At 58.4% G+C, this 24,800-nt stretch carries 21 protein-coding genes and 1 tRNA gene; 19 read left to right on the top strand and 3 right to left on the bottom strand.

What is annotated here, in order from left to right; genetic code table 11:
* Window positions 1-59: 59 nt before the first annotated feature.
* Entirely contained in the window at window positions 60-677 is a 618-nt protein-coding gene (locus ABWV42_RS19630) for a hypothetical protein (protein ID WP_353341642.1), read from the bottom strand.
* 197 nt (window positions 678-874) lie between these two features.
* Between ABWV42_RS19630 and ABWV42_RS19625 the strand changes: the two genes are divergently transcribed.
* The 6 genes from ABWV42_RS19625 to nusG all read left to right on the top strand — a co-directional run bounded on the left by ABWV42_RS19625 (window position 875) and on the right by nusG (window position 4,577).
* Window positions 875-1,750 carry a hypothetical protein gene (locus ABWV42_RS19625; RefSeq protein WP_353341641.1) on the top strand — a complete coding sequence of 292 codons (876 nt, stop codon included), beginning with the start codon at window positions 875-877 and terminating at the stop codon, window positions 1,748-1,750.
* A 78-nt stretch (window positions 1,751-1,828) separates the two neighbouring features.
* A tRNA-Trp gene (locus ABWV42_RS19620) sits at window positions 1,829-1,904 on the top strand.
* A gap of 212 nt (window positions 1,905-2,116) precedes the next feature.
* Window positions 2,117-2,665 (top strand): hypothetical protein, encoded by a 549-nt coding sequence (locus tag ABWV42_RS19615; protein ID WP_255110311.1) that lies wholly within the window; start codon window positions 2,117-2,119, stop codon window positions 2,663-2,665.
* A 139-nt stretch (window positions 2,666-2,804) separates the two neighbouring features.
* Window positions 2,805-3,530, top strand: a complete 726-nt coding sequence (locus tag ABWV42_RS19610) for a hypothetical protein (protein WP_353341639.1) — start codon at window positions 2,805-2,807, stop codon at window positions 3,528-3,530.
* 121 nt (window positions 3,531-3,651) lie between these two features.
* Window positions 3,652-3,849 carry a preprotein translocase subunit SecE gene (gene secE / locus ABWV42_RS19605; protein WP_255110315.1) on the top strand — a complete coding sequence of 66 codons (198 nt, stop codon included), beginning with the start codon at window positions 3,652-3,654 and terminating at the stop codon, window positions 3,847-3,849.
* 194 nt (window positions 3,850-4,043) lie between these two features.
* A complete protein-coding gene (gene nusG / locus ABWV42_RS19600; RefSeq protein ID WP_255110317.1) occupies window positions 4,044-4,577 on the top strand; it encodes a transcription termination/antitermination protein NusG in 534 nt (177 codons plus the stop codon).
* 64 nt (window positions 4,578-4,641) lie between these two features.
* On the opposite strand, the gene ABWV42_RS19595 is transcribed toward nusG, so the two are convergent.
* Complete coding sequence (locus ABWV42_RS19595; RefSeq protein ID WP_353341638.1) at window positions 4,642-5,226, bottom strand: TetR/AcrR family transcriptional regulator; 585 nt, start codon at window positions 5,224-5,226, stop codon at window positions 4,642-4,644.
* A gap of 131 nt (window positions 5,227-5,357) precedes the next feature.
* Here ABWV42_RS19595 and ABWV42_RS19590 point away from each other — a divergent pair, with 131 nt between their 5' ends.
* The 9 genes from ABWV42_RS19590 (at window position 5,358) to ABWV42_RS19550 (ending at window position 19,581) form a co-directional block, all read left to right on the top strand.
* A complete protein-coding gene (locus ABWV42_RS19590) occupies window positions 5,358-5,921 on the top strand; it encodes a carboxymuconolactone decarboxylase family protein (protein ID WP_353341643.1) in 564 nt (187 codons plus the stop codon).
* A 254-nt stretch (window positions 5,922-6,175) separates the two neighbouring features.
* Window positions 6,176-6,601 (top strand): 50S ribosomal protein L11, encoded by a 426-nt coding sequence (gene rplK, locus ABWV42_RS19585; RefSeq protein WP_132861107.1) that lies wholly within the window; start codon window positions 6,176-6,178, stop codon window positions 6,599-6,601.
* Window positions 6,601-7,299, top strand: coding sequence for a 50S ribosomal protein L1 (rplA, locus tag ABWV42_RS19580; RefSeq protein ID WP_353341637.1), 699 nt, complete (start codon window positions 6,601-6,603; stop codon window positions 7,297-7,299). Before rplK ends, rplA begins: the two co-directional genes overlap by 1 nt.
* 127 nt (window positions 7,300-7,426) lie before the next feature.
* On the top strand, window positions 7,427-8,311 hold the full coding sequence (locus ABWV42_RS19575) for a class I SAM-dependent methyltransferase (RefSeq protein ID WP_353341636.1): 885 nt from the start codon (window positions 7,427-7,429) through the stop codon (window positions 8,309-8,311).
* A 279-nt stretch (window positions 8,312-8,590) separates the two neighbouring features.
* Complete coding sequence (gene rplJ / locus ABWV42_RS19570; RefSeq protein WP_255110326.1) at window positions 8,591-9,109, top strand: 50S ribosomal protein L10; 519 nt, start codon at window positions 8,591-8,593, stop codon at window positions 9,107-9,109.
* Between the two features lie 71 nt (window positions 9,110-9,180).
* A complete protein-coding gene (gene rplL, locus ABWV42_RS19565; RefSeq protein ID WP_353341634.1) occupies window positions 9,181-9,561 on the top strand; it encodes a 50S ribosomal protein L7/L12 in 381 nt (126 codons plus the stop codon).
* 548 nt (window positions 9,562-10,109) lie between these two features.
* On the top strand, window positions 10,110-14,246 hold the full coding sequence (gene rpoB, locus ABWV42_RS19560; RefSeq protein ID WP_255110330.1) for a DNA-directed RNA polymerase subunit beta: 4,137 nt from the start codon (window positions 10,110-10,112) through the stop codon (window positions 14,244-14,246).
* Window positions 14,247-14,300: 54 nt separating this feature from the next.
* Window positions 14,301-18,548 carry a DNA-directed RNA polymerase subunit beta' gene (gene rpoC, locus ABWV42_RS19555; RefSeq protein WP_255110332.1) on the top strand — a complete coding sequence of 1,416 codons (4,248 nt, stop codon included), beginning with the start codon at window positions 14,301-14,303 and terminating at the stop codon, window positions 18,546-18,548.
* Between the two features lie 136 nt (window positions 18,549-18,684).
* Entirely contained in the window at window positions 18,685-19,581 is an 897-nt protein-coding gene (locus ABWV42_RS19550; protein ID WP_353341633.1) for a DMT family transporter, read from the top strand.
* Here ABWV42_RS19550 and ABWV42_RS19545 read toward each other — a convergent pair.
* Window positions 19,560-20,381, bottom strand: coding sequence for a putative rhamnosyl transferase (locus ABWV42_RS19545; RefSeq protein WP_353341632.1), 822 nt, complete (start codon window positions 20,379-20,381; stop codon window positions 19,560-19,562). The genes ABWV42_RS19550 and ABWV42_RS19545 overlap by 22 nt on opposite strands.
* Window positions 20,382-20,535: 154 nt before the next feature.
* Here ABWV42_RS19545 and ABWV42_RS19540 point away from each other — a divergent pair, with 154 nt between their 5' ends.
* From ABWV42_RS19540 to fusA, 4 genes are all read left to right on the top strand, one after another.
* Window positions 20,536-21,441 carry a sulfotransferase gene (locus ABWV42_RS19540; protein WP_353341631.1) on the top strand — a complete coding sequence of 302 codons (906 nt, stop codon included), beginning with the start codon at window positions 20,536-20,538 and terminating at the stop codon, window positions 21,439-21,441.
* A 284-nt stretch (window positions 21,442-21,725) separates the two neighbouring features.
* Window positions 21,726-22,097 (top strand): 30S ribosomal protein S12, encoded by a 372-nt coding sequence (gene rpsL / locus ABWV42_RS19535; RefSeq protein WP_054000841.1) that lies wholly within the window; start codon window positions 21,726-21,728, stop codon window positions 22,095-22,097.
* Between the two features lie 15 nt (window positions 22,098-22,112).
* A complete protein-coding gene (rpsG, locus tag ABWV42_RS19530; protein ID WP_255110341.1) occupies window positions 22,113-22,583 on the top strand; it encodes a 30S ribosomal protein S7 in 471 nt (156 codons plus the stop codon).
* A gap of 21 nt (window positions 22,584-22,604) precedes the next feature.
* Window positions 22,605-24,722: an elongation factor G gene (gene fusA, locus ABWV42_RS19525; RefSeq protein ID WP_353341630.1), complete on the top strand. Its 2,118-nt coding sequence runs from the start codon at window positions 22,605-22,607 to the stop codon at window positions 24,720-24,722.
* The last annotated feature ends 78 nt before the right edge of the window (window positions 24,723-24,800 follow it).

Below are 24,800 nucleotides of genomic sequence, written 5' to 3'. Positions count from 1 at the left end.
CGGTCAGAGATTAAGAAAGGGCGCCCCACCGGGCGCCCTTTTAACTTTGAAGTATTAGGTCAGTAGTCACAGGGATGTTCGAGGTTGTGCGTCTCCATGGACCCCAAGCCACCGTAGACAAAATAGGCAAACCTCAAGTCGACATTCACGTTGTCGCCATGGTCGCTGTCCAGAAAACGCCAAACGATTTTTACAACTTCGCTGTCGGGCGATGCCACGCGAACTGGATCTTCACGGTAACGGATTTCCGCGCCAATCCTTCCGTTGATCTTTCTTGCAAATTTGATCGCGTTTGATGCCACTACCGGTGGGTGGGTTTCGCCATATTTGATTTTCCCGATCGGCAGGATGTATGCGCTTTCGCCATAACCTACATCAAACTCCGCAATTTCGTTCCACCCGTCGTGCTTGAGTGCAGTGTCTGAGACCTCTGCGGTAAAAGAGATCAACTCACTGGCTGCGAGGGCCTTGTTTTTGAAATCGCGTGCGCAGGGAATTTCATGATTGATGCGAACGGTTTCTGCATGGCTCAACGAGGGCAGGGCATCTTTGATGTCATTCTTGATTACCCGCAGTATGTCAGAAACATCATTCGTCTCGGTCGGGGCGTCGCCTGCATAAAGTGTGTGCGGCAGGGCCGCGAATACGCAGGCAGAAAGAAAGTGCTTCAATTTCAACGTTACTTCTCCTGATTCAACTAAATGAATGCTGCAACTTTAATGCAGGTTCGCACGGTGCATAGGTTTTTCTGTTTTCGCAGCGTCTGATGCGCCAAGGTGGGATGAGACCTAGGTATTTTGGGTATCCACGTTGAAGATGTCTTTTGACTTAGCAAAACTGTTGCGAGGCTTTAAAGTTTAGAGAGGGTGCAACGTTGAGCGAAGCAACGGATTTCTCGGGCAAAGAATGGCAAAACTTCACCGCCGCGGACCTAGGTGAGGCCGCGCTTGTTCCCACTATGCTCAACATGGAAGAACAGTCTTTCTATGTCTGGCTGACCCGCGAATGGGCGCGTGGGGAGGGGGCGATTGTCGATCTCGGCTCTTTCGCCGGCGGATCGGCGGCCTGTCTTGCCGAAGGCGTGCGTCAGGCCGGGCGTCGCCAGACCGTGCAGGGATATGACAAGTTCGAGGTTGGCCAGTTCGATGCCTTCCTTGACCGCTACATGCGCTACATGTCGGTGCCGCCTGCCTCGGAAAGCCCCTGCACACCCCGACCCCTGCCAGAGTTCAAGGGGACCGACCTGTTGCCGCTGGCCGAATTCTTCCTTGCCCCCTGGGAGGAGGGTATTGCCCTGCACAAGGGGCAGATCGAGGAGATGTCCTGGGACGGGCCGATCGAGATTCTGGTGATGGATGCCTCGAAAACCGCCGCGACGATGGAGCGGATGAGCGAAACCTTCTTTCCCCATCTCATCCCCGGCCATTCGATCGTGGTGCAGCAGGATTTCCTCTGGTGGCAGCAGCCTTGGATCGCGGTGCAGATGGCGCGACTTTCGGACTACTTCGAACCCGTGGCCTATGTGCCCAATCACTCGGTCTCCTTCCTGTGCAAACAGGCGGTGCCGCTTGACGTTCTTAAGGCGCTGAACGTCGTCGAGATGTCCGACAAGGAGATGATCGCGGTCCTGCGCGACATGAAACAGCAGGTGAAAGCCTTCAAGATGGATTTCTACATGCGCCGCCTGATCTCGGCGGTCAAAGCCAACCCCGGCGCGCGCGCGGCCTACCGGTTCACAAAGCGTCCCTGATGGGCGCAGGGCTTTGGCAAAAAGTGGTTTTTGTCTCTTGAATTCCGGCAAGCGATTCCGTAACAGTCCCACCACCGCAGGGGTATAGCTCAGCTGGTAGAGCGACGGTCTCCAAAACCGTAGGTCGCGGGTTCGAACCCTGCTGCCCCTGCCATTTCCCAGAAAATCCGCGAATACAACCAAGGCACGAAATTGCCACATTTGCGCCGTTCGCACACCGGATTCATCCGCCATTTACGAGTCGTTGACCTGCTTCGTGAGTATGCACGGAGTCGAATCATCCCCGCTGTTCTGGGGGTGTGAACTTTCCGCCGAAGTGCGGGGCGGGTGTGTAATCCAAGTGATTTTGGTTAGATGGTGAGCGAGATGGCACAGAACTGGAATGCCCCCGATGAACGTGCAAGGGCCGGAATGGATCCGGTGCTGCCTGTGCGCGCCAAGATCGCGCGCCGTCGGGTTCCGGCTGACCATGCCCGTCTGAACGCCGAGCTCAAGCAGCGCATCGCCCATGTCGAACCGGCCAAGTCTCCCGTCAAAACCCTGTCTCCCGTTGAAAAAGTCATGCGCCGCAACGCGCCGGACCTTGCCGGGGGGAGCCAAAAAGAAATCCGCCGTGCCAACCGCCGCCGCCGTGCGCACCTCAAGGCCAAGTGGCCTCGACCGCGTGTCGCGCTTCTCGTGGCTGCGCCGATCATGATTGCGCTGCATCCCGACGGGTTCGTGCGTATGTGCCTCTGGGCGCTGATCCTGTTCCTTGTGGTCTCGGTGGTTATCGGACCCGAACGCGCCCGCGACGGGGCGCTCGGTATCGCACACCGCTTCTTGTACCTTTTCCGAAACGAGCTGGTTGTGGCGCGCAAGATCGTCTTCGGACTTTGGCACCGGATTGAGGCGCTGACGCGCGCCGCACTCTGAAACAAGACGTCCCGCAGTTGCGGGTAATTTTCCGGGGGTGAAACACGGTTGGTGCCGATAGAAGCCGACCGGGATCGTATGGGCCTTCACGTGTGTCCAGATGGATGCTGACGTGAATCACCGCCCAGGGAGGATCGCCATGACAAAGATTCGCGCATTGACCCATCCGGATGGAACGCCATTGCGGCAGTACGGGCAGGATTTTGTCGATGAAGGTGTTGCTTTCGACGACAACACGCTGGATGCAATACGTTCGCTTGTCGATGAGGAGGGCGCAAGCGTGCCTTTGCCATCCCGCACGGATGGCCGGTCGCGGCGTCATGCTTCCGAGGAGGCCGAAGACGATATTCAGGTCTCCGAGTCCGTCAGTCGAAAGATCACGGGCCTTCTGAAGTCAGTCGCCCGCAAGCCTGCTCCGGCCCCGCGCCGCGCGGATGTGTTTCCGGAACTTGCCGCGCAAGACGACGCCCTGCGCCCCTTGCCCCGTCCTTCCACTGTATCGCGGTTCGGCGGCTTGCTCGCACGTCTCGTGACGGGTTTCTTCGCGCGTGTCGCGTCTGCCTTGAAAGGGCTTTGGCGGATGACAGGTGCCGTTCTGCGCGGTCTTGCCAATACGCTTTTGTGGTTTGTCTGGCGCGCCGTCGTGATTGTGGGCGTCGCCTTTTTAGTGGCGGTCTGTGTCGGTCCCGACAAGGTCGCGACGAGCCTGACCTGGAGCTATGAGCGTTACCACGAAACGAACCCCCAGATCGCGGACCGTCTGCGCGGAGAATTCATTCGCGCCATGTCGCATCTGCCCTGGGCCTCGACCTACATGCCGCGCGACTGGGTGCGCAATTCGCCCCGGGGCAACCGCTCTTCCTGACCCAAGACCTGACAGATTGCCTCACACCTATGGGATGCGCCGGTCCAGCGGCCATTCCGGCCTTGAATTTGCCGCACACCCCGCGTATGTCAGCCTCTGATCCAAGCTGAGAAGACACATCATGGCAAAAACCAACCCACTTACGTTCATCCAGCAGGTCCGTGCCGAGGTTTCCAAGGTTGTCTGGCCGACCCGCCGCGAAGTGATGCTGACCACTGTCATGGTGTTCATCATGGCTGCGCTGACGGCCGTGTTCTTTTCGCTGGTCGACATCATCATCCGCAGCGGTCTCCAGGGCATCCTGGGGATGTTCGGCTGATCGGCGCCAGCCTCGAAAAGGCTTGAGTTCCGAGGCGTTCGGGAGTATCCGACGCCTTACTTCCGGAAATGGCGCGTGGCGATTCGAGTTGCGCGCCGATTTTTTGTTCCGGAAAGGTCTTTGCTGAAAGACCGCGTGAGTTAGAAAGAATGCGACCTTCGGGTCGGCAAGCAAGAAACGGGAAGAACGGGCAAATGGCGAAACGGTGGTATTCGGTAAGCGTGCTGTCGAACTTCGAAAAGAAGATCGCCGAGCAGATCCGTCAGTCGGTGATCGAGAACGGTCTCGAGGATGAAATCGACGAAGTTCTGGTTCCGACCGAAGAAGTGATTGAAGTGCGCCGTGGTAAGAAAGTCACCACCGAGCGCCGCTTCATGCCGGGTTACGTTCTTGTTCACATGGAAATGAGCGACCGTGGCTACCACCTCGTGAACTCGATCAACCGCGTCACCGGTTTCCTGGGCCCGCAAGGCCGCCCGATGCCGATGCGCGACGCCGAGGTGAACGGCATCCTGAACCGCGTTCAGGAAGGCGAAGAAGCACCGAAGCTGATGATCTCCTTCGAGGTTGGCGAGAAGGTCAAGGTCAACGATGGTCCGTTCGAAGACTTCGACGGCATGGTCGAGGAAGTCGACGACGACAACCAGCGCCTCAAGGTTACCGTGTCGATCTTCGGCCGCGAAACCCCGGTCGAACTGGAATTCACCCAGGTCACCAAGCAGGGCTAAGCCCGCAGACTTTCGAGAATTTGGAACGCCGTCCCGATGTTGGGCGGCGTTTTTCGTTGTGGGGCTAGTGGTGCGGGTGCAGGCGTTCTGCCAGGTCGGCAACCATTTCCCGTGTCACCGACGGGTCTTCTGCCCGCAGGGCATAGAAGCACAGACCAGCCAGATCCGCGCTCAACTGACGAGCCAGTTTTTCAGGAGAGCTTGTGGCGGGCAGGTCGCCGCGCGCTTTGGCCTCTGCAAAAACTTCGGCAAACAACGCATCGTTTTCCACCAGCAACTGGGTGATCTTTTCGCCGAACGCGGTGTCCCCGTCGCCCTCTTCCAGCGTTGCCTTCACCAGAAAACAGGCGGGCAGGGGGGCGTCACTGTCCGAGAGCGGGTGTGCCTGAAGGATGAACTGGGCCAACCCCTCCAGCGGCGATGACGCAGAGGCGAGAAGCGCCGCACGCCTGTCGTTCAGGCGGTGAGCATAGCGTTCGAGGCTCAGACTGTAGAGGTTCGCCTTGCTGCCAAAGGCGGCATAGAGCGAGCCGGGGTGCATGCCGGTTGCGCGCTCAAGATCCTTGAGCGACGTCGAGGCATAGCCCTTTTCCCAGAACAACGCGAGCGCCTTGTCCAGAGCTGCATCTTTGTCGTGGCTGACGTTCATGCCTCAAATGTACGTCTGCATCCGGATAAAGCCAAGATCACAGTTGAGTGATTGCTCAAGTGGGCATGTTGAGTGATCGCTCAAAGCCCCCATATCGCCGGTACGTTGAGGATTTGAAAAAGGATATGACCATGACAACGTTCCCGCGCCACACCGCTGAAACCGCGCCCGAAGCTGCCAAAGAGCGCCTGATCGCCTCTGAGAAAGCCTATGGTTTCCTGCCCGGTCTTTATCAGGTGATGGCCGATGCCCCGCAGCTTCTGGAAACCTATCAGCGCACCCATGAGGCCTTTGTCAGCACCAGCTTTGACAACACCGAACTGACGGTTGTCTGGCAGTCGATCAATGTCGAGCACGCCTGCCACTATTGCGTGCCCGCCCACACCGGCATCGCGCATTCGATGGGCGTCGATCAGGGCGTGATTGATGCGCTGCGCAACGAGACCCCGCTGGCCGATCCCAAGCTGGAGGCCCTGCGCACCTTCACTCTGGCCCTGGTACGCGGACGCGGGAATGTATCGCCTGCCGAATTCGAGGCCTTCTTTGCCGCGGGCTATGGCACCCAGCAGGTTCTGGAGATCATTCTGGGTTTGTCGCAGAAGATACTGAGCAACTATACCAACCACGTGGCGCAGACGGCTGTTGATCCGGCCTTCCAACAGTTCGCCTGGAGCCGGGCAGACAAGGCCGCGTAAGAGAGTATTTGGCAAAACACCCCAGCAGGTCACTGCGGGGGCTTTATTGTTTGGGGCAGGGTGCCGCCAATTTTGGCGAACATCTACACAGGTGGCCCGCGCCCCCTTGCCAACCCAAGGAAACAAGCGTAAACGCCGTCCATCGTCTTCGGGCGAGATTCTCTCGTGGGAGATTTGGGTGTCGCGACATCTGATCGAACCACGCAACATAAACCGGGCGGATCGCGTTCCGCCTACGTTGAAAGGAAAACCAAATGGCTAAGAAGCTTGCTGGTACGATGAAGCTGCAGGTTCCTGCAGGTCAAGCGAACCCCTCCCCGCCGGTTGGTCCGGCGCTGGGTCAGCGCGGCATCAACATCATGGAATTCTGCAAGGCGTTCAACGCCAAGACGCAGGACATGGAGCCCGGCGCGCCGTGCCCGACCGTGATCACCTACTATCAGGACAAGTCCTTCACCATGGACATCAAGACGCCGCCTGCGTCTTACTACCTGAAGAAGGCTGCCAAGCTGAAATCGGGCGCCAACAACCCCGGCCGTGAGACCGTTGGTTCGGTGACCGCCGCACAGGTGAAAGAAATCGCCGAAGCGAAAATGAAAGACCTGAACGCAAACGACATCGATGCTGCAATGCAGATCATCCTTGGTTCGGCACGTTCGATGGGCATCGAGGTGAAGTAATGGCTAAACTTGGCAAGCGTACTGCCGCAGCGCGTGAAGCGTTCGCAGGCAAAGACAACCTCACCGTCGAAGAAGCTGTTGCTCTGGTAAAAGGTGCCGCTTCGGCAAAATTTGACGAAACCGTCGAAATCGCTGTTCAGCTGGGTGTTGACCCGCGTCACGCAGACCAGATGGTCCGCGGCGTTGTTGGCCTGCCTAACGGCACCGGCAAATCGGTTCGCGTTGCAGTTTTCGCACGTGGCCCGAAAGCGGAAGAAGCCCAGGCAGCTGGCGCAGACATCGTTGGCGCAGAAGATCTGATGGAAACCGTTCAGGGCGGCACCATCGAATTCGATCGCTGCATCGCGACCCCGGACATGATGCCGATCGTTGGCCGTCTGGGTAAAGTCCTCGGCCCGCGTAACCTGATGCCGAACCCGAAGGTTGGCACCGTGACCATGGATGTTGCCCAGGCTGTTCAGAACGCCAAGGGCGGTGAAGTCCAGTTCAAGGTCGAAAAAGCCGGTGTTGTGCACGCAGGTGTTGGCAAGGTTTCCTTCGACGAGGGCAAACTGGTCGAGAACGTCCGCGCCTTCATGGAAGCGGTTCTCAAAGCCAAGCCGGCTGGCGCAAAAGGCGCTTACGTCAAAAAGATCGCTCTGTCCTCGACCATGGGCCCGGGCGTGACCATCGACGTCGACAACGCGGCTTCGGCATAAGATTTTTTCGAACCGGGCAGCGACAATTCGCTGCCCGGTTTGTTTTGACATTTTCGTCCCAACAATTCAGACCGGATTTCGCAAGGTTCCGCAGTGAACAGTCGGGACACATACGAGGGTCTGAATCGTGCTTAATCTTCCATTTACAAAATACCCTATCACCGGCGCGCAGGTTGCTTGCCCGCTTTGTAAATCGGAAGACACCATCCCCCTTGCCAACTGGGATCGTCGTTTCAAACGTCTGGCCCATGTGAAGTGCGGTGCCTGCGGTCTGATCCGCCACGATTACATGCCGTCTGAAGACGAGTTGTCGGAGTACTATCGCACCACGTACCGCTCGGACTACCAGCGCGTGCAGGATGGTCCCTCTGATCGCCACATCGCCAAGCGTCACAAAGAAGCTGCGGTGCGCCTCAAGCGCTTGACGCCGCACCTTAAGGATGGTGCGCGCCTTGTTGATTTTGGCTGCGGTTCTGCCGAACTGGTCGAGGATGCGATTGGCATGGGCTATGACGCCCGCGGTTTCGAGCCGGGTTCTGACTACGCGACCTATGCCCGTGACAAGAAGGGGCTGCCCGTCGAAAACTGCGGCTGGCAGGACTACAGCGTTGATGCTCCCGTTGATGTGGTCACCACCTTCCATGTTTTCGAACATTTGCTGGACCCGGTTCCCGCAGTTGAACGCATTCTGGAGTGGCTCGCAGACGACGGGCTGTTCTTTATCGAAGTGCCGGATATGAACAATGCGCTGCACAAGGGCTTTGGCTGCCTTCACATGGCTCACACCCTTGGGTTCTCGCGTTACAATCTCGAACTGCTTGGCGCGGTGTGCGGCCTCGAAGTTGTCGAGGTTTTCCAAGATTACGACATCGGTATCATCTTCCGCCGCGGTACGCCGCGCCCGATTGAAGAGATCAAGGCTGATGCGGTTCGGCAGATGGCTCCCTGGACCAAAGACGTGGTTCACAAGACTTTCTGGTCCTACACCGCTGGAAAGCTAAAAAGACGATAGACATTTCCCATTGGGCCCACTATGTGAGCCCTTGCCCAAGCCGTGAAGGATTCGCGTAAGCGATTCCATTTCGGTTTGGCCTGTCCAAGACGGAGGGTTCACGGCATCCGCCCTGAATAATTCCTTCCCGAGATGGGGTAAGAGACAAGAATTCTAAGAACGCCCCTTCCGGGCGCTTCAGCGATCTTGGTTCCCAACCCTTTGTATGGACCTAAACGCACGCCCTTCGGGGTTTGCAAAACTGAGCCGGGGTGAAAGCCCCAAAATTGGAGTGAAACTGTGGATAGAGCACAAAAAGAGAAAGTGGTCGAGGAACTCGGCCAGATCTTTGAAAGCTCTGGCGTTGTAGTGGTTGCCCACTACGCGGGTCTCACGGTTGCTGACATGCAAGACCTGCGCGCTCGTGCTCGCGAAGCGGGTGGTGCCGTGCGTGTCGCCAAGAACAGGCTCGCCAAGATCGCCCTGGAAGGCAAACCCTGCGAGAGCATGGGTGAGTTTCTGACGGGTATGACCGTTCTGACCTACTCGGAAGACCCCGTGGCAGCTGCCAAGGTCGCCGAGGACTTCGCCAAGACGAACAAAAAGTTCGAAATCCTTGGCGGTGCAATGGGCGAGAACGCTCTGGACCGTGCCGGCGTAGAAGCCGTGTCGAAAATGCCGTCGCGCGAGGAGCTTATTGCTACCATCGCAGGCATGATCGGCGCACCCGCTTCGAACATCGCTGGCGCAATTGGCGCACCTGCTTCGAACATCGCATCCATCCTGTCTACCATCGAGGAAAAGGCAGAGGCTGCGTAAGCAACTTTGGAACCGCGTAGGGATAATCCCCGAACGTTGGAACACATACCTAGAAACGGAAAGAGTCTAAAATGGCTGATCTGAAAGCACTGGCTGAAAGCATCGTGGGTCTGACCCTGCTGGAAGCACAAGAACTGAAAACCATCCTCAAAGACGAGTACGGCATCGAGCCGGCTGCTGGTGGCGCTGTTGTAATGGCAGGCCCGGCAGGCGACGCAGGTGGCGCAGCTGAGGAAGAAAAAACCGAATTCGACGTCATCCTGAAATCGGCAGGCGCATCGAAAATCAACGTCATCAAAGAAGTCCGCGGCATCACCGGCCTGGGCCTCAAAGAAGCCAAAGAGCTGGTCGAAGCCGGCGGCAAGGCTGTCAAAGAAGGCGTTTCGAAAGAAGAAGCCGAAGAGATCAAAGGCAAGCTGGAAGCAGCTGGCGCCGAGGTCGAAGTCAAGTAATTCGGGTTTTCCCGAGTTATTGCAGGCGTCCCTTCGGGGCGCCTGTTTTCGTTTGGGGGGCTGTCCTTCATGGGTGCCGATCCGGGCGTATCAAATCACCCCGCAAAGACGGCCTTGAAGGCGACAAGCCCAATCCCCATTTGTCAACCCTCGAGGGGTTGCCAAGGGGCAGTTGATTCACTATTCGGTAGTCTCTTGCGGTTTCGAGCGATTCGGGGCCGCTTTTGTTCTATGCGGTCTCCATATTGCGGTGCCTGCCTGGAACAAGCGAAGGCAGGCAGTCAGGCGGGCACCCCCGCGATCACAAGGAGCAGCAGGGCACGTTACACATAGAACCTTGATACTACCGCAAAATCCCCGGTTTGGTAAGCCTCCTGACAAGTTTCGCCAAAATGGCGCAGGAGATTTTCCAAGGCAGGGTTTGGAACGGGAGGCTCCCTTTGGGACGGGGGCCGGGAATTGTCCAAATTTTGACCCTCTCGTATGGGCGAGGCGCCGGGGACCCGACGGCACTCTCGCTCGGTGAGAAATGAAAGGTGACGATAGTCATGGCTCAAAGCTTTCTTGGCCAGAAACGTTTGCGCAAATATTTCGGCAAAATCCGTGAAGTTCTGGATATGCCGAACCTCATTGAGGTCCAAAAATCTTCCTACGATCTTTTCCTGCGTTCCGGAGATGACAGCCGTCCGACGGATGGCGAAGGCATCCAGGGCGTGTTCCAGTCGGTCTTCCCGATCAAGGATTTCAACGAAACCTCCGTTCTGGAGTTCGTCGGCTACGATCTGGAAAAGCCGAAGTACGACGTTGAAGAGTGCATGCAGCGTGACATGACCTTCTCGGCGCCGCTCAAGGTGACTCTCCGTCTCATCGTGTTTGATGTCGACGAAGACACCGGTGCGAAATCCGTGAAGGACATCAAGGAACAAGACGTGTTCATGGGCGACATGCCCCTGATGACCCCGAACGGCACCTTTGTCGTGAACGGCACCGAGCGTGTGATCGTATCCCAGATGCACCGTTCGCCGGGCGTGTTCTTCGACCACGACAAGGGCAAGACCCACAGCTCGGGCAAGCTGCTCTTTGCCTGCCGCATCATTCCCTACCGCGGCTCGTGGCTCGACTTCGAATTCGACGCCAAGGACATCGTGTTCGCCCGTATCGACCGTCGCCGCAAACTGCCGGTGACCACGCTTCTTTATGCGCTGGGTCTCGATCAGGAAGGCATCATGGATGCCTACTATGACACCGTCGATTTCAAACTGGAAAAGAACAAGGGCTGGGTCACCAAGTTCTTCCCCGAGCGTGTGCGCGGCACCCGCCCGACCTATGATCTCGTGGACGCGGCCACCGGCGAAGTCATCTTCGAAGCCGGCAAGAAAGTCACCCCGCGCGCGGTCAAGAAAATCATCGACGAAGGCACCATCACCGAGCTGCTGGTTCCCTTCGATCACATCGTTGGCAAGTATGTCTCCAAGGACATCATCAACGAAGAAAACGGCGCGATCTACGTCGAGGCCGGCGATGAGCTGACCCTCGAGTATGACAAGGACGGCGAAGTCATCGGCGGTTCGCTGAAAGAACTGCTGGACAACGGCGTCACCGAAATTCCGGTTCTGGACATCGACAACGTCAACGTCGGCCCCTACATGCGCAACACCATGGCGCAGGACAAGAACATGTCCCGCGAAACCGCGCTGATGGACATCTACCGCGTGATGCGTCCGGGCGAGCCGCCCACCGTCGAAGCGGCAAGTGCCCTGTTCGACACCCTGTTCTTCGACAGCGAGCGTTACGACCTCTCGGCCGTTGGTCGCGTGAAGATGAACATGCGTCTGGCTCTGGATGCAGAAGACACCCAGCGTACCCTGCGCAAGGAAGACATCATCTCCTGCATCAAGGCGCTGGTTGACCTGCGTGACGGCCGTGGCGACGTGGACGACATCGACCACCTCGGCAACCGTCGTGTGCGTTCGGTCGGCGAACTGATGGAAAACCAGTACCGCGTTGGCCTGCTGCGCATGGAACGCGCGATCAAGGAACGCATGTCGTCGGTCGAAATCGACACCGTCATGCCGCAAGACCTGATCAACGCGAAACCGGCCGCGGCTGCTGTTCGCGAATTCTTCGGCTCGTCGCAGCTGTCGCAGTTCATGGACCAGACCAACCCGCTTTCGGAAGTCACCCACAAACGTCGTCTCTCGGCGCTTGGCCCAGGCGGTCTGACCCGCGAGCGTGCAGGCTTTGAGGTCCGCGACGTTCACCCGACCCACTATGGTCGTATGTGTCCGATTGAAACGCCGGAAGGTCCGAACATTGGTCTGATCAACTCGCTGGCCACCTTCGCCCGCGTGAACAAGTACGGCTTCATCGAAACCCCGTATCGCGTTGTCAAAGACGCCGAGGTCACCGACGAAGTCCACTACATGTCCGCGACCGAAGAAATGCGTCACACCGTGGCGCAGGCGAACGCGACGCTGGACGAAAACGGCAAGTTCATCAACGAGCTGGTCTCGACCCGTCAGAACGGCGACTACACCCTCGCATCGCGCGAGCACGTGGACCTGATCGACGTATCGCCGAAACAGCTGGTTTCGGTTGCTGCCTCGCTCATCCCGTTCCTTGAAAACGACGACGCCAACCGCGCTCTGATGGGCTCGAACATGCAACGTCAGGCGGTTCCGCTCCTGCGCGCCGAGGCGCCGCTGGTCGGCACCGGCATCGAGGAAGTGGTTGCACGTGACTCGGGCGCGGCCATCATGGCCACCCGTGGCGGCATCATCGACCAGGTTGACGCACAGCGTATCGTTATCCGCGCCACCGAAGACCTCGAACTGGGCGACGCGGGCGTAGACATCTACCGTATGCGCAAGTTCCAGCGTTCGAACCAGAACACCTGTATCAACCAGCGTCCGCTGGTGAAGGTTGGCCAGCAGGTCACCAAAGGTGAAGTTCTGGCCGACGGTCCGTCGACCGACATGGGCGAACTGGCACTGGGTAAGAACGTCGTCGTGGCCTTCATGCCCTGGAACGGCTACAACTACGAAGACTCGATCCTGATCTCCGAGCGCATCGCGCGTGACGACGTCTTCACCTCGATCCACATCGAGGAATTCGAAGTCGCCGCCCGTGACACCAAGCTTGGTCCGGAAGAGATCACCCGCGACATCCCGAACGTCGGTGAAGAAGCGCTGCGCAACCTCGACGAGGCTGGCATCGTTTACATCGGTGCCGATGTTGAGCCGGGCGATATCCTTGTCGGTAAGATCACCCCCAAAGGTGAATCGCCGATGACCCCGGAAGAGAAACTGCTGCGCGCCATCTTCGGCGAAAAGGCATCCGACGTGCGCGACACCTCGCTGCGCGTGAAGCCGGGTGACTTCGGTACCGTTGTTGAAGTGCGTGTCTTCAACCGCCACGGCGTCGAGAAAGACGAACGTGCCCTCCAGATCGAGCGTGAAGAGGTTGAACGCCTCGCACGTGACCGTGACGACGAGCTGGCGATCCTGGATCGTAACATCTATGCCCGTCTCAAGGGTCTGATCCTCGGCAAGACCGCCGTCAAAGGCCCGAAAGGTGTCAAAGCAAACTCGGAAATCACCGAGGATCTGCTCGACAGCCTGACCCGTGGCCAATGGTGGCAGCTGGCGCTGGAAGACGAGAAGGACGCTCAGATCGTCGAGGCTCTGAACGAGCAATACGAGATCCAGAAGCGCGCCCTCGAGCACCGTTTTGAAGACAAGGTCGAGAAAGTCCGTCGTGGCGACGACCTGCCGCCGGGCGTCATGAAGATGGTGAAGGTCTTCATCGCCGTGAAGCGCAAGCTTCAGCCGGGCGACAAGATGGCCGGCCGTCACGGGAACAAAGGTGTTATCTCGAAAGTGGTTCCGATGGAGGACATGCCGTTCCTCGCAGACGGTACCCCGGTCGACTTCTGCCTTAACCCGCTCGGCGTTCCGTCGCGTATGAACGTTGGTCAGATTCTCGAAACCCACATGGGTTGGGCCGCACGTGGCCTGGGCATCAAGGTTGACGACGCTCTGCAAGAGTACCGTCGCTCGGGTGACCTGACCCCGGTTCGCGAAGCGATGCGTCTGGCTTACGGCGAAGACGTCTATGACGAAGGCCTCGTTGGCATGGACGAAGACCAGCTGATCGAAGCTGCGGGCAACGTGACCCGTGGTGTTCCGATCGCGACTCCGGTCTTTGACGGTGCCAAGGAAGAAGACGTCAACGACGCGCTGCTGCGTGCCGGCTTTGACAAGTCTGGCCAATCGGTTCTGTTCGACGGTCGCACCGGTGAGCAATTCTCGCGCCCCGTTACCGTGGGTGTGAAGTACCTGCTCAAGCTGCACCACCTGGTTGACGACAAGATCCACGCACGTTCGACCGGCCCGTACTCGCTTGTTACTCAGCAGCCGCTGGGTGGTAAGGCGCAGTTCGGTGGTCAGCGCTTCGGTGAGATGGAAGTCTGGGCTCTGGAAGCCTACGGCGCCGCCTACACCCTGCAGGAAATGCTGACGGTGAAGTCGGATGACGTCGCCGGCCGGACCAAGGTCTACGAGTCGATCGTCAAGGGCGAGGACAACTTCGAAGCGGGCGTACCGGAATCGTTCAACGTTCTGGTTAAAGAAGTCCGCGGCCTCGGCCTGAACATGGAACTCCTGGATGCGGAGGTGGACGAGTAAGGGCCCCGCGCCCTTACCCCATCATCCCTTCCGCTCTAAATTTGAGGTATCAAAATGAACCAGGAACTGACCAACAACCCGTTCAACCCGCTGACCCCGCCGAAGGTATTCGACGAGATCAAGGTATCGCTGGCGTCGCCTGAACGGATTCTCTCGTGGTCGTACGGCGAAATCAAAAAGCCGGAAACCATCAACTACCGTACGTTCAAACCCGAGCGTGACGGTCTCTTCTGTGCGCGTATCTTTGGCCCGATCAAAGATTACGAATGTCTCTGCGGCAAATATAAGCGCATGAAGTATCGCGGCGTTGTCTGCGAAAAATGTGGTGTTGAAGTCACCCTCCAGAAAGTGCGTCGCGAGCGTATGGGCCACATCGAACTGGCCGCGCCCGTTGCACACATCTGGTTCCTGAAATCGCTGCCGTCGCGTATCGGCCTCATGCTCGACATGACCCTGCGTGATCTGGAACGCGTTCTGTACTTTGAAAACTATGTCGTCATCGAGCCGGGTCTGACCGACCTGCAATACGGCCAGATGCTGACCGAAGAAGAGTACATGGATGCGCAGGACGCATACGGCATGGACGCTTTCACCGCCAACATCGGTGCCGAAGCGATCCGTGAGATGCTGGCCGCGATCGATCTCGAAGCCGAAGCCGAACAGCTGCGTGCCGATCTGGCCGAAGCAACCGGGGAACTGAAGCCGAAGAAGATCATCAAGCGTCTGAAAGTTGTCGAGAGCTTCCTCGAGTCGGGCAACCGCCCCGAGTGGATGATCCTGACCGTGATCCCCGTGATCCCGCCGGAACTGCGTCCGCTGGTTCCGCTGGATGGCGGTCGTTTCGCGACCTCGGATCTGAATGACCTGTATCGCCGCGTGATCAACCGGAACAACCGTCTGAAGCGTCTGATCGAACTGCGCGCCCCCGACATCATCGTCCGCAACGAAAAGCGGATGCTGCAAGAGTCGGTTGACGCCCTGTTCGACAACGGCCGCCGCGGCCGCGTGATCACCGGCGCCAACAAGCGTCCGCTGAAATCGCTGTCGGACATGCTGAAGGGTAAGCAGGGCCGCTTCCGTCAGAACCTTCTGGGTAAGCGCGTCGACTTCTCGGGCCGTTCGGTCATCGTGACCGGTCCGGAACTCAAGCTGCACCAGTGTGGTCTGCCCAAGAAGATGGCGCTCGAACTGTTCAAGCCGTTCATCTACTCGCGTCTCGAAGCCAAAGGCCTGTCTTCCACCGTGAAGCAAGCCAAGAAGCTGGTGGAAAAAGAGCGTCCGGAAGTTTGGGACATCCTCGACGAGGTGATCCGCGAACACCCGGTCATGCTGAACCGTGCGCCCACGCTGCACCGTCTCGGCATTCAGGCGTTCGAACCGGTTCTGATCGAAGGTAAAGCGATCCAGCTGCACCCGCTCGTATGTTCGGCCTTTAACGCCGACTTCGACGGTGACCAGATGGCCGTTCACGTGCCGCTGTCGCTTGAAGCACAGCTGGAAGCCCGTGTTCTGATGATGTCGACAAACAACGTTCTGTCGCCTGCAAACGGTTCGCCGATCATCGTTCCGTCGCAGGACATGATCTTGGGTCTCTACTACACCACCATCATGCGTGAAGGCATGAAGGGCGAGGGCATGGTCTTCTCGTCGATCGACGAGGTGCAATACGCCCTCGACGCCGGCGAAGTACACCTGCACGCCAAGATCACTGCGCGTATTCCGCAGATCGACGAAAACGGCATGGAAGTTCTCAAGCGTTTTGAGACCACCCCGGGCCGTGTCCGTCTCGGTGCCCTGCTGCCGCAGAACACCAAGGCGCCGTTTGACCTGGTGAACAAGCTTCTTCGCAAGAAAGAAGTGCAGAACGTGATTGACACCGTCTACCGCTACTGTGGTCAGAAAGAGTCGGTCATCTTCTGTGACCAGATCATGTCGATGGGCTTCAAGGAAGCGTTCAAGGCCGGTATCTCGTTCGGCAAAGACGACATGGTGATCCCCGATAACAAGTGGACCATCGTCGACGACACCCGCGATCAGGTGAAAGACTTCGAACAACAGTACATGGACGGCCTGATCACCCAGGGCGAAAAGTACAACAAGGTTGTCGATGCCTGGTCGAAGTGTAACGACAAGGTCACCGACGCGATGATGAACACCATCTCGGCTGCCAAGACCGACGACAACGGAGCCGAAGCGGAACCGAACTCGGTTTACATGATGGCCCACTCCGGTGCGCGTGGCTCGGTAACCCAGATGAAACAGCTGGGCGGTATGCGCGGCCTGATGGCCAAGCCGAACGGCGACATCATCGAGACCCCGATCATCTCGAACTTCAAGGAAGGTCTGACCGTTCTTGAGTACTTCAACTCGACCCACGGTGCCCGTAAGGGTCTGTCGGATACCGCGCTGAAGACCGCGAACTCGGGTTACCTGACCCGTCGTCTGGTTGACGTTGCTCAGGACTGCATCGTGCGCGAGCACGACTGTGGCACCGAGAACGCCATCACCGCCGAAGCCGCCGTCAACGACGGTGAAGTCGTGGCATCGCTGGCCGAGCGTATCCTGGGCCGCGTTGCTGCCGAAGACATCATGCGCCCCGGCACTGACGAGGTTCTGGTGTCCAAAGGCCAGCTGATCGACGAACGTATGGCAGACTCGATCGACGAAGCCGCGGTTCAGTCGGCACGCATCCGCTCGCCGCTGACCTGTGAGGCGGAAGAGGGTGTCTGTGCTCAGTGTTACGGTCGTGACCTTGCGCGCGGTACCATCGTGAACACCGGCGAAGCGGTGGGTATCATCGCGGCACAGTCGATCGGTGAACCTGGCACCCAGCTGACCATGCGTACCTTCCACATCGGTGGTGTTGCGCAGGGTGGCCAACAGTCGTTCCTCGAAGCGTCGCAAGAAGGCAAGATCGTCTTCGAAAACGCGCAGATCCTCGAGAACGCCAAGGGCGAACTGCTGGTCATGGGCCGCAACATGAAACTGCTCATCCAGGGCGAAGACGGCGACGAGCGTGCCAGCCACAAGGTTGGCTACGGTTCCAAGCTGTTCGTCAAGGAAGGCCAGGATGTTTCCCGCGGCGACAAGCTGTTCGAATGGGATCCCTACACCCTGCCGATCCTTGCCGAGAAATCGGGTACCGCCAAGTTCGTCGACCTTGTGTCGGGTATCGCCGTCCGCGAGGAAACCGACGATGCGACAGGTATGACCCAGAAGATCGTGGCCGACTGGCGCGCAGCGCCGAAAGGCAACGAGCTCAAGCCGGAAATCATCCTTGTTGATGGTGATGGCGAGCCCGTACGCAATGATGCTGGCAACCCGGTTCACTACCCGATGTCGGTTGACGCGATCCTGTCGGTCGAAGACGGCCAGGATGTCGAGGCCGGTGACGTTGTCGCGCGTATCCCGCGTGAAGGCGCCAAGACCAAGGACATTACCGGTGGTCTGCCGCGCGTTGCGGAACTGTTCGAAGCACGTCGTCCCAAGGACCACGCGATCATCGCAGAAGCCGATGGTTACGTACGCTTTGGCCGCGACTACAAGAACAAGCGTCGCATCAGCATCGAGCCGGCAGACGAGTCGATGGAAACGATCGAGTACATGGTGCCCAAGGGCAAGCACATCCCGGTGCAGGAAGGCGACTTCGTGCAGAAGGGTGACTACATCATGGACGGTAACCCGGCTCCGCACGACATCCTGTCCATCATGGGTGTCGAAGCTCTGGCGGATTACATGATCGACGAAGTTCAGGACGTTTATCGTCTGCAGGGCGTGAAGATCAACGACAAGCACATCGAGGTGATCGTTCGCCAGATGCTGCAAAAGTGGGAGATCCTCGACTCTGGCGAAACCACCCTGCTCAAGGGCGAGCACGTGGACAAGCAAGAGTTCGACGCTGCAAACGAGAAGGCACTGGCCGAAGGTCGTCGTCCGGCATCGGGCGAACCGATCCTGCTGGGTATCACCAAGGCCTCGCTGCAGACCCGTTCGTTCATCTCGGCGGCATCGTTCCAGGAGACCACCCGCGTTCTTACCGAGGCTTCGGTTCAAGGTAAGAAAGACAAGCTGGTCGGCCTCAAGGAAAACGTCATCGTGGGTCGCCTCATCCCGGCCGGTACCGGTGGCGCAACCCAGAGCGTGCGTCGTGTTGCTCAGGAACGCGACAACGTGGTTCTCGAAGCCCGCCGCGAAGAAGCAGAAGCCGCCGCAGCCCTGGCTGCCCCGGTGGATGATTTCGGCGCGGACGATGTGTTCGACAGCGGTCTGGTCGAAACCCCGGAAAGCCGCGATCTGGATTGATCCCCGGCAGACTGAAGACTTTGAAACCCCCGGCCATGCGCCGGGGGTTTTTCTTTGCCGAAAGGTCAAAAACCATCTTGGCGAAATCCAAGGCGCGGCCTAGGGTCTGCTGGTTTGAAGGCGTCGCGGGGGAGAGATGCAAAACCTTTCGGACAACATGAAGGGCGCTCTGCTGATGATGTGCAGCATGGCCGCCTTTACCTTCAACGATACCTGCATCAAGGCGCTTGGCCCCGAGATGCCCCTGTTCCAGCTTCTGGTCATTCGCGGCGCGATCACCTCGGTTCTGATCTATGTTCTCGCGCGGTCGATGGGCGCCATACGCCTGCGTCTGCCGGCGAAAGACTGGGGCCTGATCGCGCTCCGGACCACCAGCGAGATCGGCGCCGCCTTTTTCTTCATTACCGCGCTGATGAACATGCCGATCGCCAATGTCACCGCCGTGTTGCAGGTCTTGCCGCTCACGGTCACGCTTGGCGGCGCCCTCCTGTTTCGCGAAGCGGTGGGTTGGCGGCGTATGGTGGCGATCCTGATCGGGTTCGCCGGCATGTTGCTGATCGTGCGCCCCGGTCCCGACGGCTTTAGCGAACACGCCCTTTTCGCCCTTGCCGCCGTCGCCTGTGTCACCGCGCGCGATCTCTCGACCCGCCGCCTTTCACCAACGGTGCCTTCGATGACAGTGACCCTGGCGGCCTCTGTCGGGGTGATGCTCTTCGCCCTCGTGGCCACGACACAGGAAACATGGGTGCCCGTCGGCCCGCGCGAACTGGCTCTGCTGGGTGGCGCGTCGCTCTTTATCTTTGGCGGCTACCTGTTTTCGGTGATGGTCATGCGGGTGGGCGATGTCTCGTTCGTTGCCCCGTTCCGATACACAGGGCTGCTCTGGGCATTGCTTCTTGGTCTCGTTGTTTTTGGCGACTGGCCCGACCCGCTCACCCTTTTGGGGGCAGCCATCGTTGTAGCGACCGGTGTCTTTACCCTGATCCGCGAGGGCCAGCTGCGCCGCCGGCGTCAGTCTGCGAAAAGCGTCTGAACCCGGTCCACATCCACGTTGAACTCCTGCCGGAACAGGCGCTCGGTCTTCAGGTTAATCGCCGAAAGCTTGAACTGGCGGACATGTCCCACCTGCCGCGAGTCGTTGAAATCATTGTGGCCCCGAATGAACATGTTCTCCTGCGGCATGGTCACAACTGGCATGACATGCCCCATGCGCGAATGCCCGAAATTCATGATCGTGGCGTCGTCCTTGTGCTTGACCGACATGGCAAGGGCAGGGGTCCACAGCGCCTCGGTCACCTTTAGCGCGTCTATGCCCGTGGCACCGGGACGCGCAATCCAGCCCTGATTGAAGTCAAAGGCGACATTGGCGTGATGGCGGATCAGGGGGCGGCAATCCTGTGCCACATCACGAAGCCTTTCGACAAAGCGAACGGAGACCGCATCGTCATCATCAAGACGGAATTGCAGACAGGGATCCTTGCTATCGGTTCGGACCGAATTGATCGTCGCCCGCATGACCTCGCGGTGGCGTCCCGGCGCGCGCGCTTGGATCACGGCCTGCGGAATGTCTGCCAACAGGTCCTCAAGACGTTTGCGATAGACCTCTGGAAACGTCTCGCCGATCAGCACCACGAAAGTGAAATTCGGGTCTGTCTGCGCCCGGATCGACGGCAGGGTAAAGGCTTCCAGCGTCCGGAACCGTTCGTCCATGCGCACAGGGTCATAGAGAAAGGCCGCACGTTCATCGAGGGTTTCGTGTTCGACCTGAAAACCACCTTCCCCCAGATAGGAAAACCGGCACAGTCCAATCACCTGCATGTCTCGACTGTCCATCTGCCTGCCTCTCTGTTGTTGTGCTCACCATGTCACCCTCAAACGGCCGAGACAAGGTGGCCGAAAAACCGTCTGGTCATGTGCCTTCACAACAGTAATATGCGCGCAAATCTTCAACCGGGTCGCCCGGAAGCATTCGAAACGTATCCTAGCTATGACCAAGACCTTTCTATTCGGTGTCGGTGCCCAGAAAGCCGGAACCAGTTGGCTCTACCAATACCTGGTGGATCACCCCGAGTGCGAAATGGGGGTCCTGAAAGAGCACGGCGTCTGGGTCAGCCTCCTTGGGGCTAGGAAACCTTCGGTGCAATTCGCCAACAAGGCGACATACCTGACCAACACGCTGGAACGTATGAAGGCGCTGCAAGCGAAGGGAGAGCCCATTCCCGAGCGGATGCGCAACCGAATGCTAGGCTTGGCGGACAACCTCAACGCCGAGTTCGATGTCAGCTATTATCTGAACTACTACGAGCGGCTTGGGCGCATTTCTCCGAATGCACGCCTGTTCGCAGACATCACGCCGGAATATTCGACGCTCACGGTCGATCAGATGACGACGGTGCGCGAGACAATGGAGGAAGCAGGCTTTGCCGTCAAAGTCATCTACCTGATGCGCGATCCAGTCGAGCGGGCCTACTCGGCCATGCGGATGCGCGACCGTGATGTGGCGCTTGCGGGCAAGGAAGTCCAAAAGACGGCTCGGCAACGTTTCTCGGCGGCGCTCAAATCGCCCTACATAACAAATCGCACCAGCTATAACGAGACGCTTGAGACCCTGGATCAGGTGTTTGCACCGGAAAACATCTTTCACGGGTTCTATGAAACGCTGTTCACGACAGACACCGTGCAGCAGGTTTGCGATTTCCTTGGCCTGACCTATCACGAGCCCGACTTTGATCTTCGCATCAATGAATCGCCTAGAAACGAGGAACTCTGGCCAAAACAGATCGCCGCGGCCCGCAAGCATTTTGATGCGACCTACAGCTACTGTGCAGAGCGTTTCGGCGAGGAGACGATCGCCGGGATCTGGCCCCATTACCGCGCAGGGGAGGCCGATTAACGCCTTGGGTCGGCGTCAGACAGGGGCCGCTGTTGACAAGAGCGGCGACTCCCCCTATACGCCCGACCATCCGGCTGGGGGTCGCCCCAAATGCCGAATTCAAATCTGTAGTGGTCAAGGTCCGAGCTACTTTGAAGTTCGCACCCTCTGTTACAACACCGCGTCGTTTGCCTCGGAATGGAAACGATTGCGGTTTTTGCGCTTGCGGACGCGTAAGCCGAAAAATTCAACCGCATGGGGCTGCCGCTCTGTGCAGCACATGTAGGAAACGGGAAAGAGACCCAATGCCAACGATTCAACAGCTGATCCGCAAGCCGCGTCAGCCCAAAATCAAGCGCTCGAAGTCGCAGCACCTCGAGCAATGCCCCCAGAAACGTGGCGTATGCACCCGCGTATACACCACCACCCCCAAGAAACCGAACTCGGCGATGCGTAAAGTTGCCAAGGTTCGTCTGACCAACGGTTACGAAGTTATCTCGTACATCCCCGGTGAGAGCCACAACCTGCAAGAGCACTCGGTTGTCCTCATCCGCGGCGGCCGTGTGAAAGACCTTCCGGGTGTCCGTTACCACATCCTGCGCGGTGTTCTGGATACCCAAGGCGTTAAAGACCGTAAGCAACGTCGTTCGAAGTACGGCGCGAAGCGTCCTAAGTAAGAAGGATAAGAGAATATGTCTCGTCGTCACGCTGCTGAAAAACGCGAAGTACTGCCCGACGCCAAATACGGCGACCGCGTACTGTCGAAATTCATGAACAACCTGATGATCGACGGTAAAAAGTCGGTTGCGGAAAAGATCGTTTACAACGCGCTGGATCGCGTTGAAAACAAGATCAAACGCGCCCCCGTCGAAGTCTTCCACGAAGCCCTGGACAACATCAAACCCGCCGTTGAGGTTCGCTCGCGTCGTGTTGGTGGTGCAACCTACCAGGTTCCGGTTGAAGTGCGCCCCGAGCGCCGTGAAGCTCTGGCCATCCGCTGGCTGATCTCTGCTTCGCGCAACCGCAACGAGAACACCATGGAAGAGCGCCTCGCAGGTGAACTTCTGGATGCCGTGAACTCGCGCGGTACCGCTGTTAAGAAGCGGGAAGACACTCACAAGATGGCAGAAGCTAACAAAGCCTTCAGCCATTATCGCTGGTAATTCCAAAAAGGTATTAAACCAATGGCACGCGAATATCCGCTCGACCTGTACCGCAACTTCGGTATCATGGCGCACATCGATGCAGGTAAAACTACCTGTTCCGAACGCATCCTGTACTACACCGGTAAGTCCCACAACATCGGTGAGGTGCACGATGGTGCAGCCACCATGGACTGGATGGAGCAGGAACAGGAACGCGGCATCACCATCACCTCGGCTGCGACCACCACCTTCTGGGAACGCACCGAAGACGGTAAAACCGCTGACACTCCGAAACACCGCCTGAACATCATCGACACCCCTGGCCACGTTGACTTCACCATCGAAGTTGAGCGTTCGCTGGCGGTTCTCGACGGTGCCGTCTGCGTTCTCGACGCAAACGCAGGTGTTGAACCCCAGACCGAAACCGTGTGGCGTCAGGCTGACCGCTACAAGGTTCCGCGCATGGTCTTCGTCAACAAGATGGACAAGATCGGCGCAGACTTCTTCAACTGCGTTCACATGATCGAAGACCGCACCGGCGCACGTGCCGTTCCGGTTGGTATTCCGATCGGTGCAGAATCCGAGCTGGAAGGTCTGATCGACCTGGTCACCATGAAAGAGTGGCTGTGGCAGGGTGAAGACCTCGGCGCATCCTGGGTTCACGCGGAAATCCGCGACGAGCTGAAGGACATGGCCGACGAGTGGCGCGAGAAGATGGTCGAAGCGGCCGTCGAGCAAGACGAAGACGCCATGATGGAATACCTGGAAGGTAACGAGCCGGACGTCGCAACGCTCCGCGCGCTGCTCCGCAAGGGTACCCTGGCTCTGGACTTCGTTCCGGTTCTCGGTGGTTCGGCGTTCAAGAACAAAGGCGTTCAGCCGCTGCTCAACGCTGTGATCGACTACCTGCCCAGCCCGCTGGACGTTGTCGACTACATGGGCTTCGAGCCGGGCGACGAAACCGAAGAGCGTAACATTGCACGTCGCGCAGACGACGAGATGGCGTTCTCGGGCCTTGCGTTCAAAATCATGAACGACCCCTTCGTCGGTTCGCTGACCTTCACCCGTATCTACTCCGGTACGCTGAACAAAGGTGAAACCGTTCTGAACTCGACCAAAGGTCGTAAAGAGCGCATCGGTCGTATGATGATGATGCACTCGAACAACCGTGAAGAGATCGAAGAAGCGTTTGCAGGCGACATCATCGCTCTGGCGGGTCTGAAAGACACCACCACCGGTGACACCCTCTGCGACGCCAAGGAGCCGGTGGTTCTGGAAACCATGACCTTCCCGGATCCGGTTATCGAGATCGCAGTTGAGCCGAAAACCAAGAACGACCAGGAAAAAATGTCCCAGGGTCTGCAGCGCCTCGCAGCAGAAGATCCGTCCTTCCGCGTCGAAACCGACATCGAGTCGGGTCAGACCATCATGAAGGGCATGGGCGAACTTCACCTGGACATCCTGGTGGACCGTCTGAAGCGCGAATTCAAAGTGGAAGCAAACATCGGTGCGCCGCAGGTTGCTTACCGCGAGACCATCGGTCACGAAGTCGAGCACAGCTACACCCACAAGAAACAGTCGGGTGGTTCGGGTCAGTTCGGTGAGGTCAAACTCATCATCACCCCGACCGAGCCGGGTGAGGGTTACTCGTTCGAGAGCCGCATCGTTGGCGGTGCCGTTCCGAAGGAATACATCCCGGGTGTTGAAAAAGGCATCCAGTCCGTCATGGACAGCGGCCCGTTGGCCGGCTTCCCCGTGATCGACTTCAAGGTTGCCCTGATCGACGGTAAGTTCCACGACGTTGACTCCAGCGTTCTGGCCTTCGAAATCGCAGCACGTATGTGCATGCGTGAAGGTATGCGCAAAGCGGGTGCGAAACTGCTCGAACCGATGATGAAAGTCGAAGTGATCACCCCGGAAGAATACACCGGCGGTATCATCGGCGACCTCACTTCGCGTCGTGGTCAGGTTTCGGGTCAGGAACCGCGCGGCAACGCCGTGGCCATCAACGCATTCGTGCCGCTGGCGAACATGTTCGGCTACATCAACACTCTGCGTTCGATGTCGTCGGGCCGCGCCCAGTTCACCATGCAGTTCGACCACTACGATCCGGTTCCGTCCAACATCTCGGAAGAGATTCAGGCGAAATACGCATAATTGGCGAGGCGGGCTTGGTCCCGCCCCACCATTCAACTCTACGCCGGGCAGCAGCCCGGCAACCGCAAATAGGAGGCC

This window comes from Pelagimonas sp. KU-00592-HH (assembly GCF_040369695.1).
Lineage (GTDB): Bacteria > Pseudomonadota > Alphaproteobacteria > Rhodobacterales > Rhodobacteraceae > Shimia.
This window is presented reverse-complemented; position numbering and strand designations above follow the sequence as displayed.

Coding starts and splice junctions, on each gene's coding strand:
- nusG (WP_255110317.1), top strand. CDS start 4,044: ATGGCGAAACGGTGGTATTCGGTAAGCGTGCTGTCGAACTTCGAAAAG.
- rpsL (WP_054000841.1), top strand. CDS start 21,726: ATGCCAACGATTCAACAGCTGATCCGCAAGCCGCGTCAGCCCAAAATC.
- ABWV42_RS19595 (WP_353341638.1), bottom strand. CDS start 5,226: ATGAACGTCAGCCACGACAAAGATGCAGCTCTGGACAAGGCGCTCGCG.
- ABWV42_RS19545 (WP_353341632.1), bottom strand. CDS start 20,381: ATGGACAGTCGAGACATGCAGGTGATTGGACTGTGCCGGTTTTCCTAT.
- rplL (WP_353341634.1), top strand. CDS start 9,181: ATGGCTGATCTGAAAGCACTGGCTGAAAGCATCGTGGGTCTGACCCTG.
- rpsG (WP_255110341.1), top strand. CDS start 22,113: ATGTCTCGTCGTCACGCTGCTGAAAAACGCGAAGTACTGCCCGACGCC.
- rplA (WP_353341637.1), top strand. CDS start 6,601: ATGGCTAAACTTGGCAAGCGTACTGCCGCAGCGCGTGAAGCGTTCGCA.
- secE (WP_255110315.1), top strand. CDS start 3,652: ATGGCAAAAACCAACCCACTTACGTTCATCCAGCAGGTCCGTGCCGAG.
- ABWV42_RS19540 (WP_353341631.1), top strand. CDS start 20,536: ATGACCAAGACCTTTCTATTCGGTGTCGGTGCCCAGAAAGCCGGAACC.
- ABWV42_RS19610 (WP_353341639.1), top strand. CDS start 2,805: ATGACAAAGATTCGCGCATTGACCCATCCGGATGGAACGCCATTGCGG.
- rplK (WP_132861107.1), top strand. CDS start 6,176: ATGGCTAAGAAGCTTGCTGGTACGATGAAGCTGCAGGTTCCTGCAGGT.
- ABWV42_RS19550 (WP_353341633.1), top strand. CDS start 18,685: ATGCAAAACCTTTCGGACAACATGAAGGGCGCTCTGCTGATGATGTGC.
- fusA (WP_353341630.1), top strand. CDS start 22,605: ATGGCACGCGAATATCCGCTCGACCTGTACCGCAACTTCGGTATCATG.
- rpoC (WP_255110332.1), top strand. CDS start 14,301: ATGAACCAGGAACTGACCAACAACCCGTTCAACCCGCTGACCCCGCCG.
- ABWV42_RS19615 (WP_255110311.1), top strand. CDS start 2,117: ATGGCACAGAACTGGAATGCCCCCGATGAACGTGCAAGGGCCGGAATG.
- rpoB (WP_255110330.1), top strand. CDS start 10,110: ATGGCTCAAAGCTTTCTTGGCCAGAAACGTTTGCGCAAATATTTCGGC.
- ABWV42_RS19590 (WP_353341643.1), top strand. CDS start 5,358: ATGACAACGTTCCCGCGCCACACCGCTGAAACCGCGCCCGAAGCTGCC.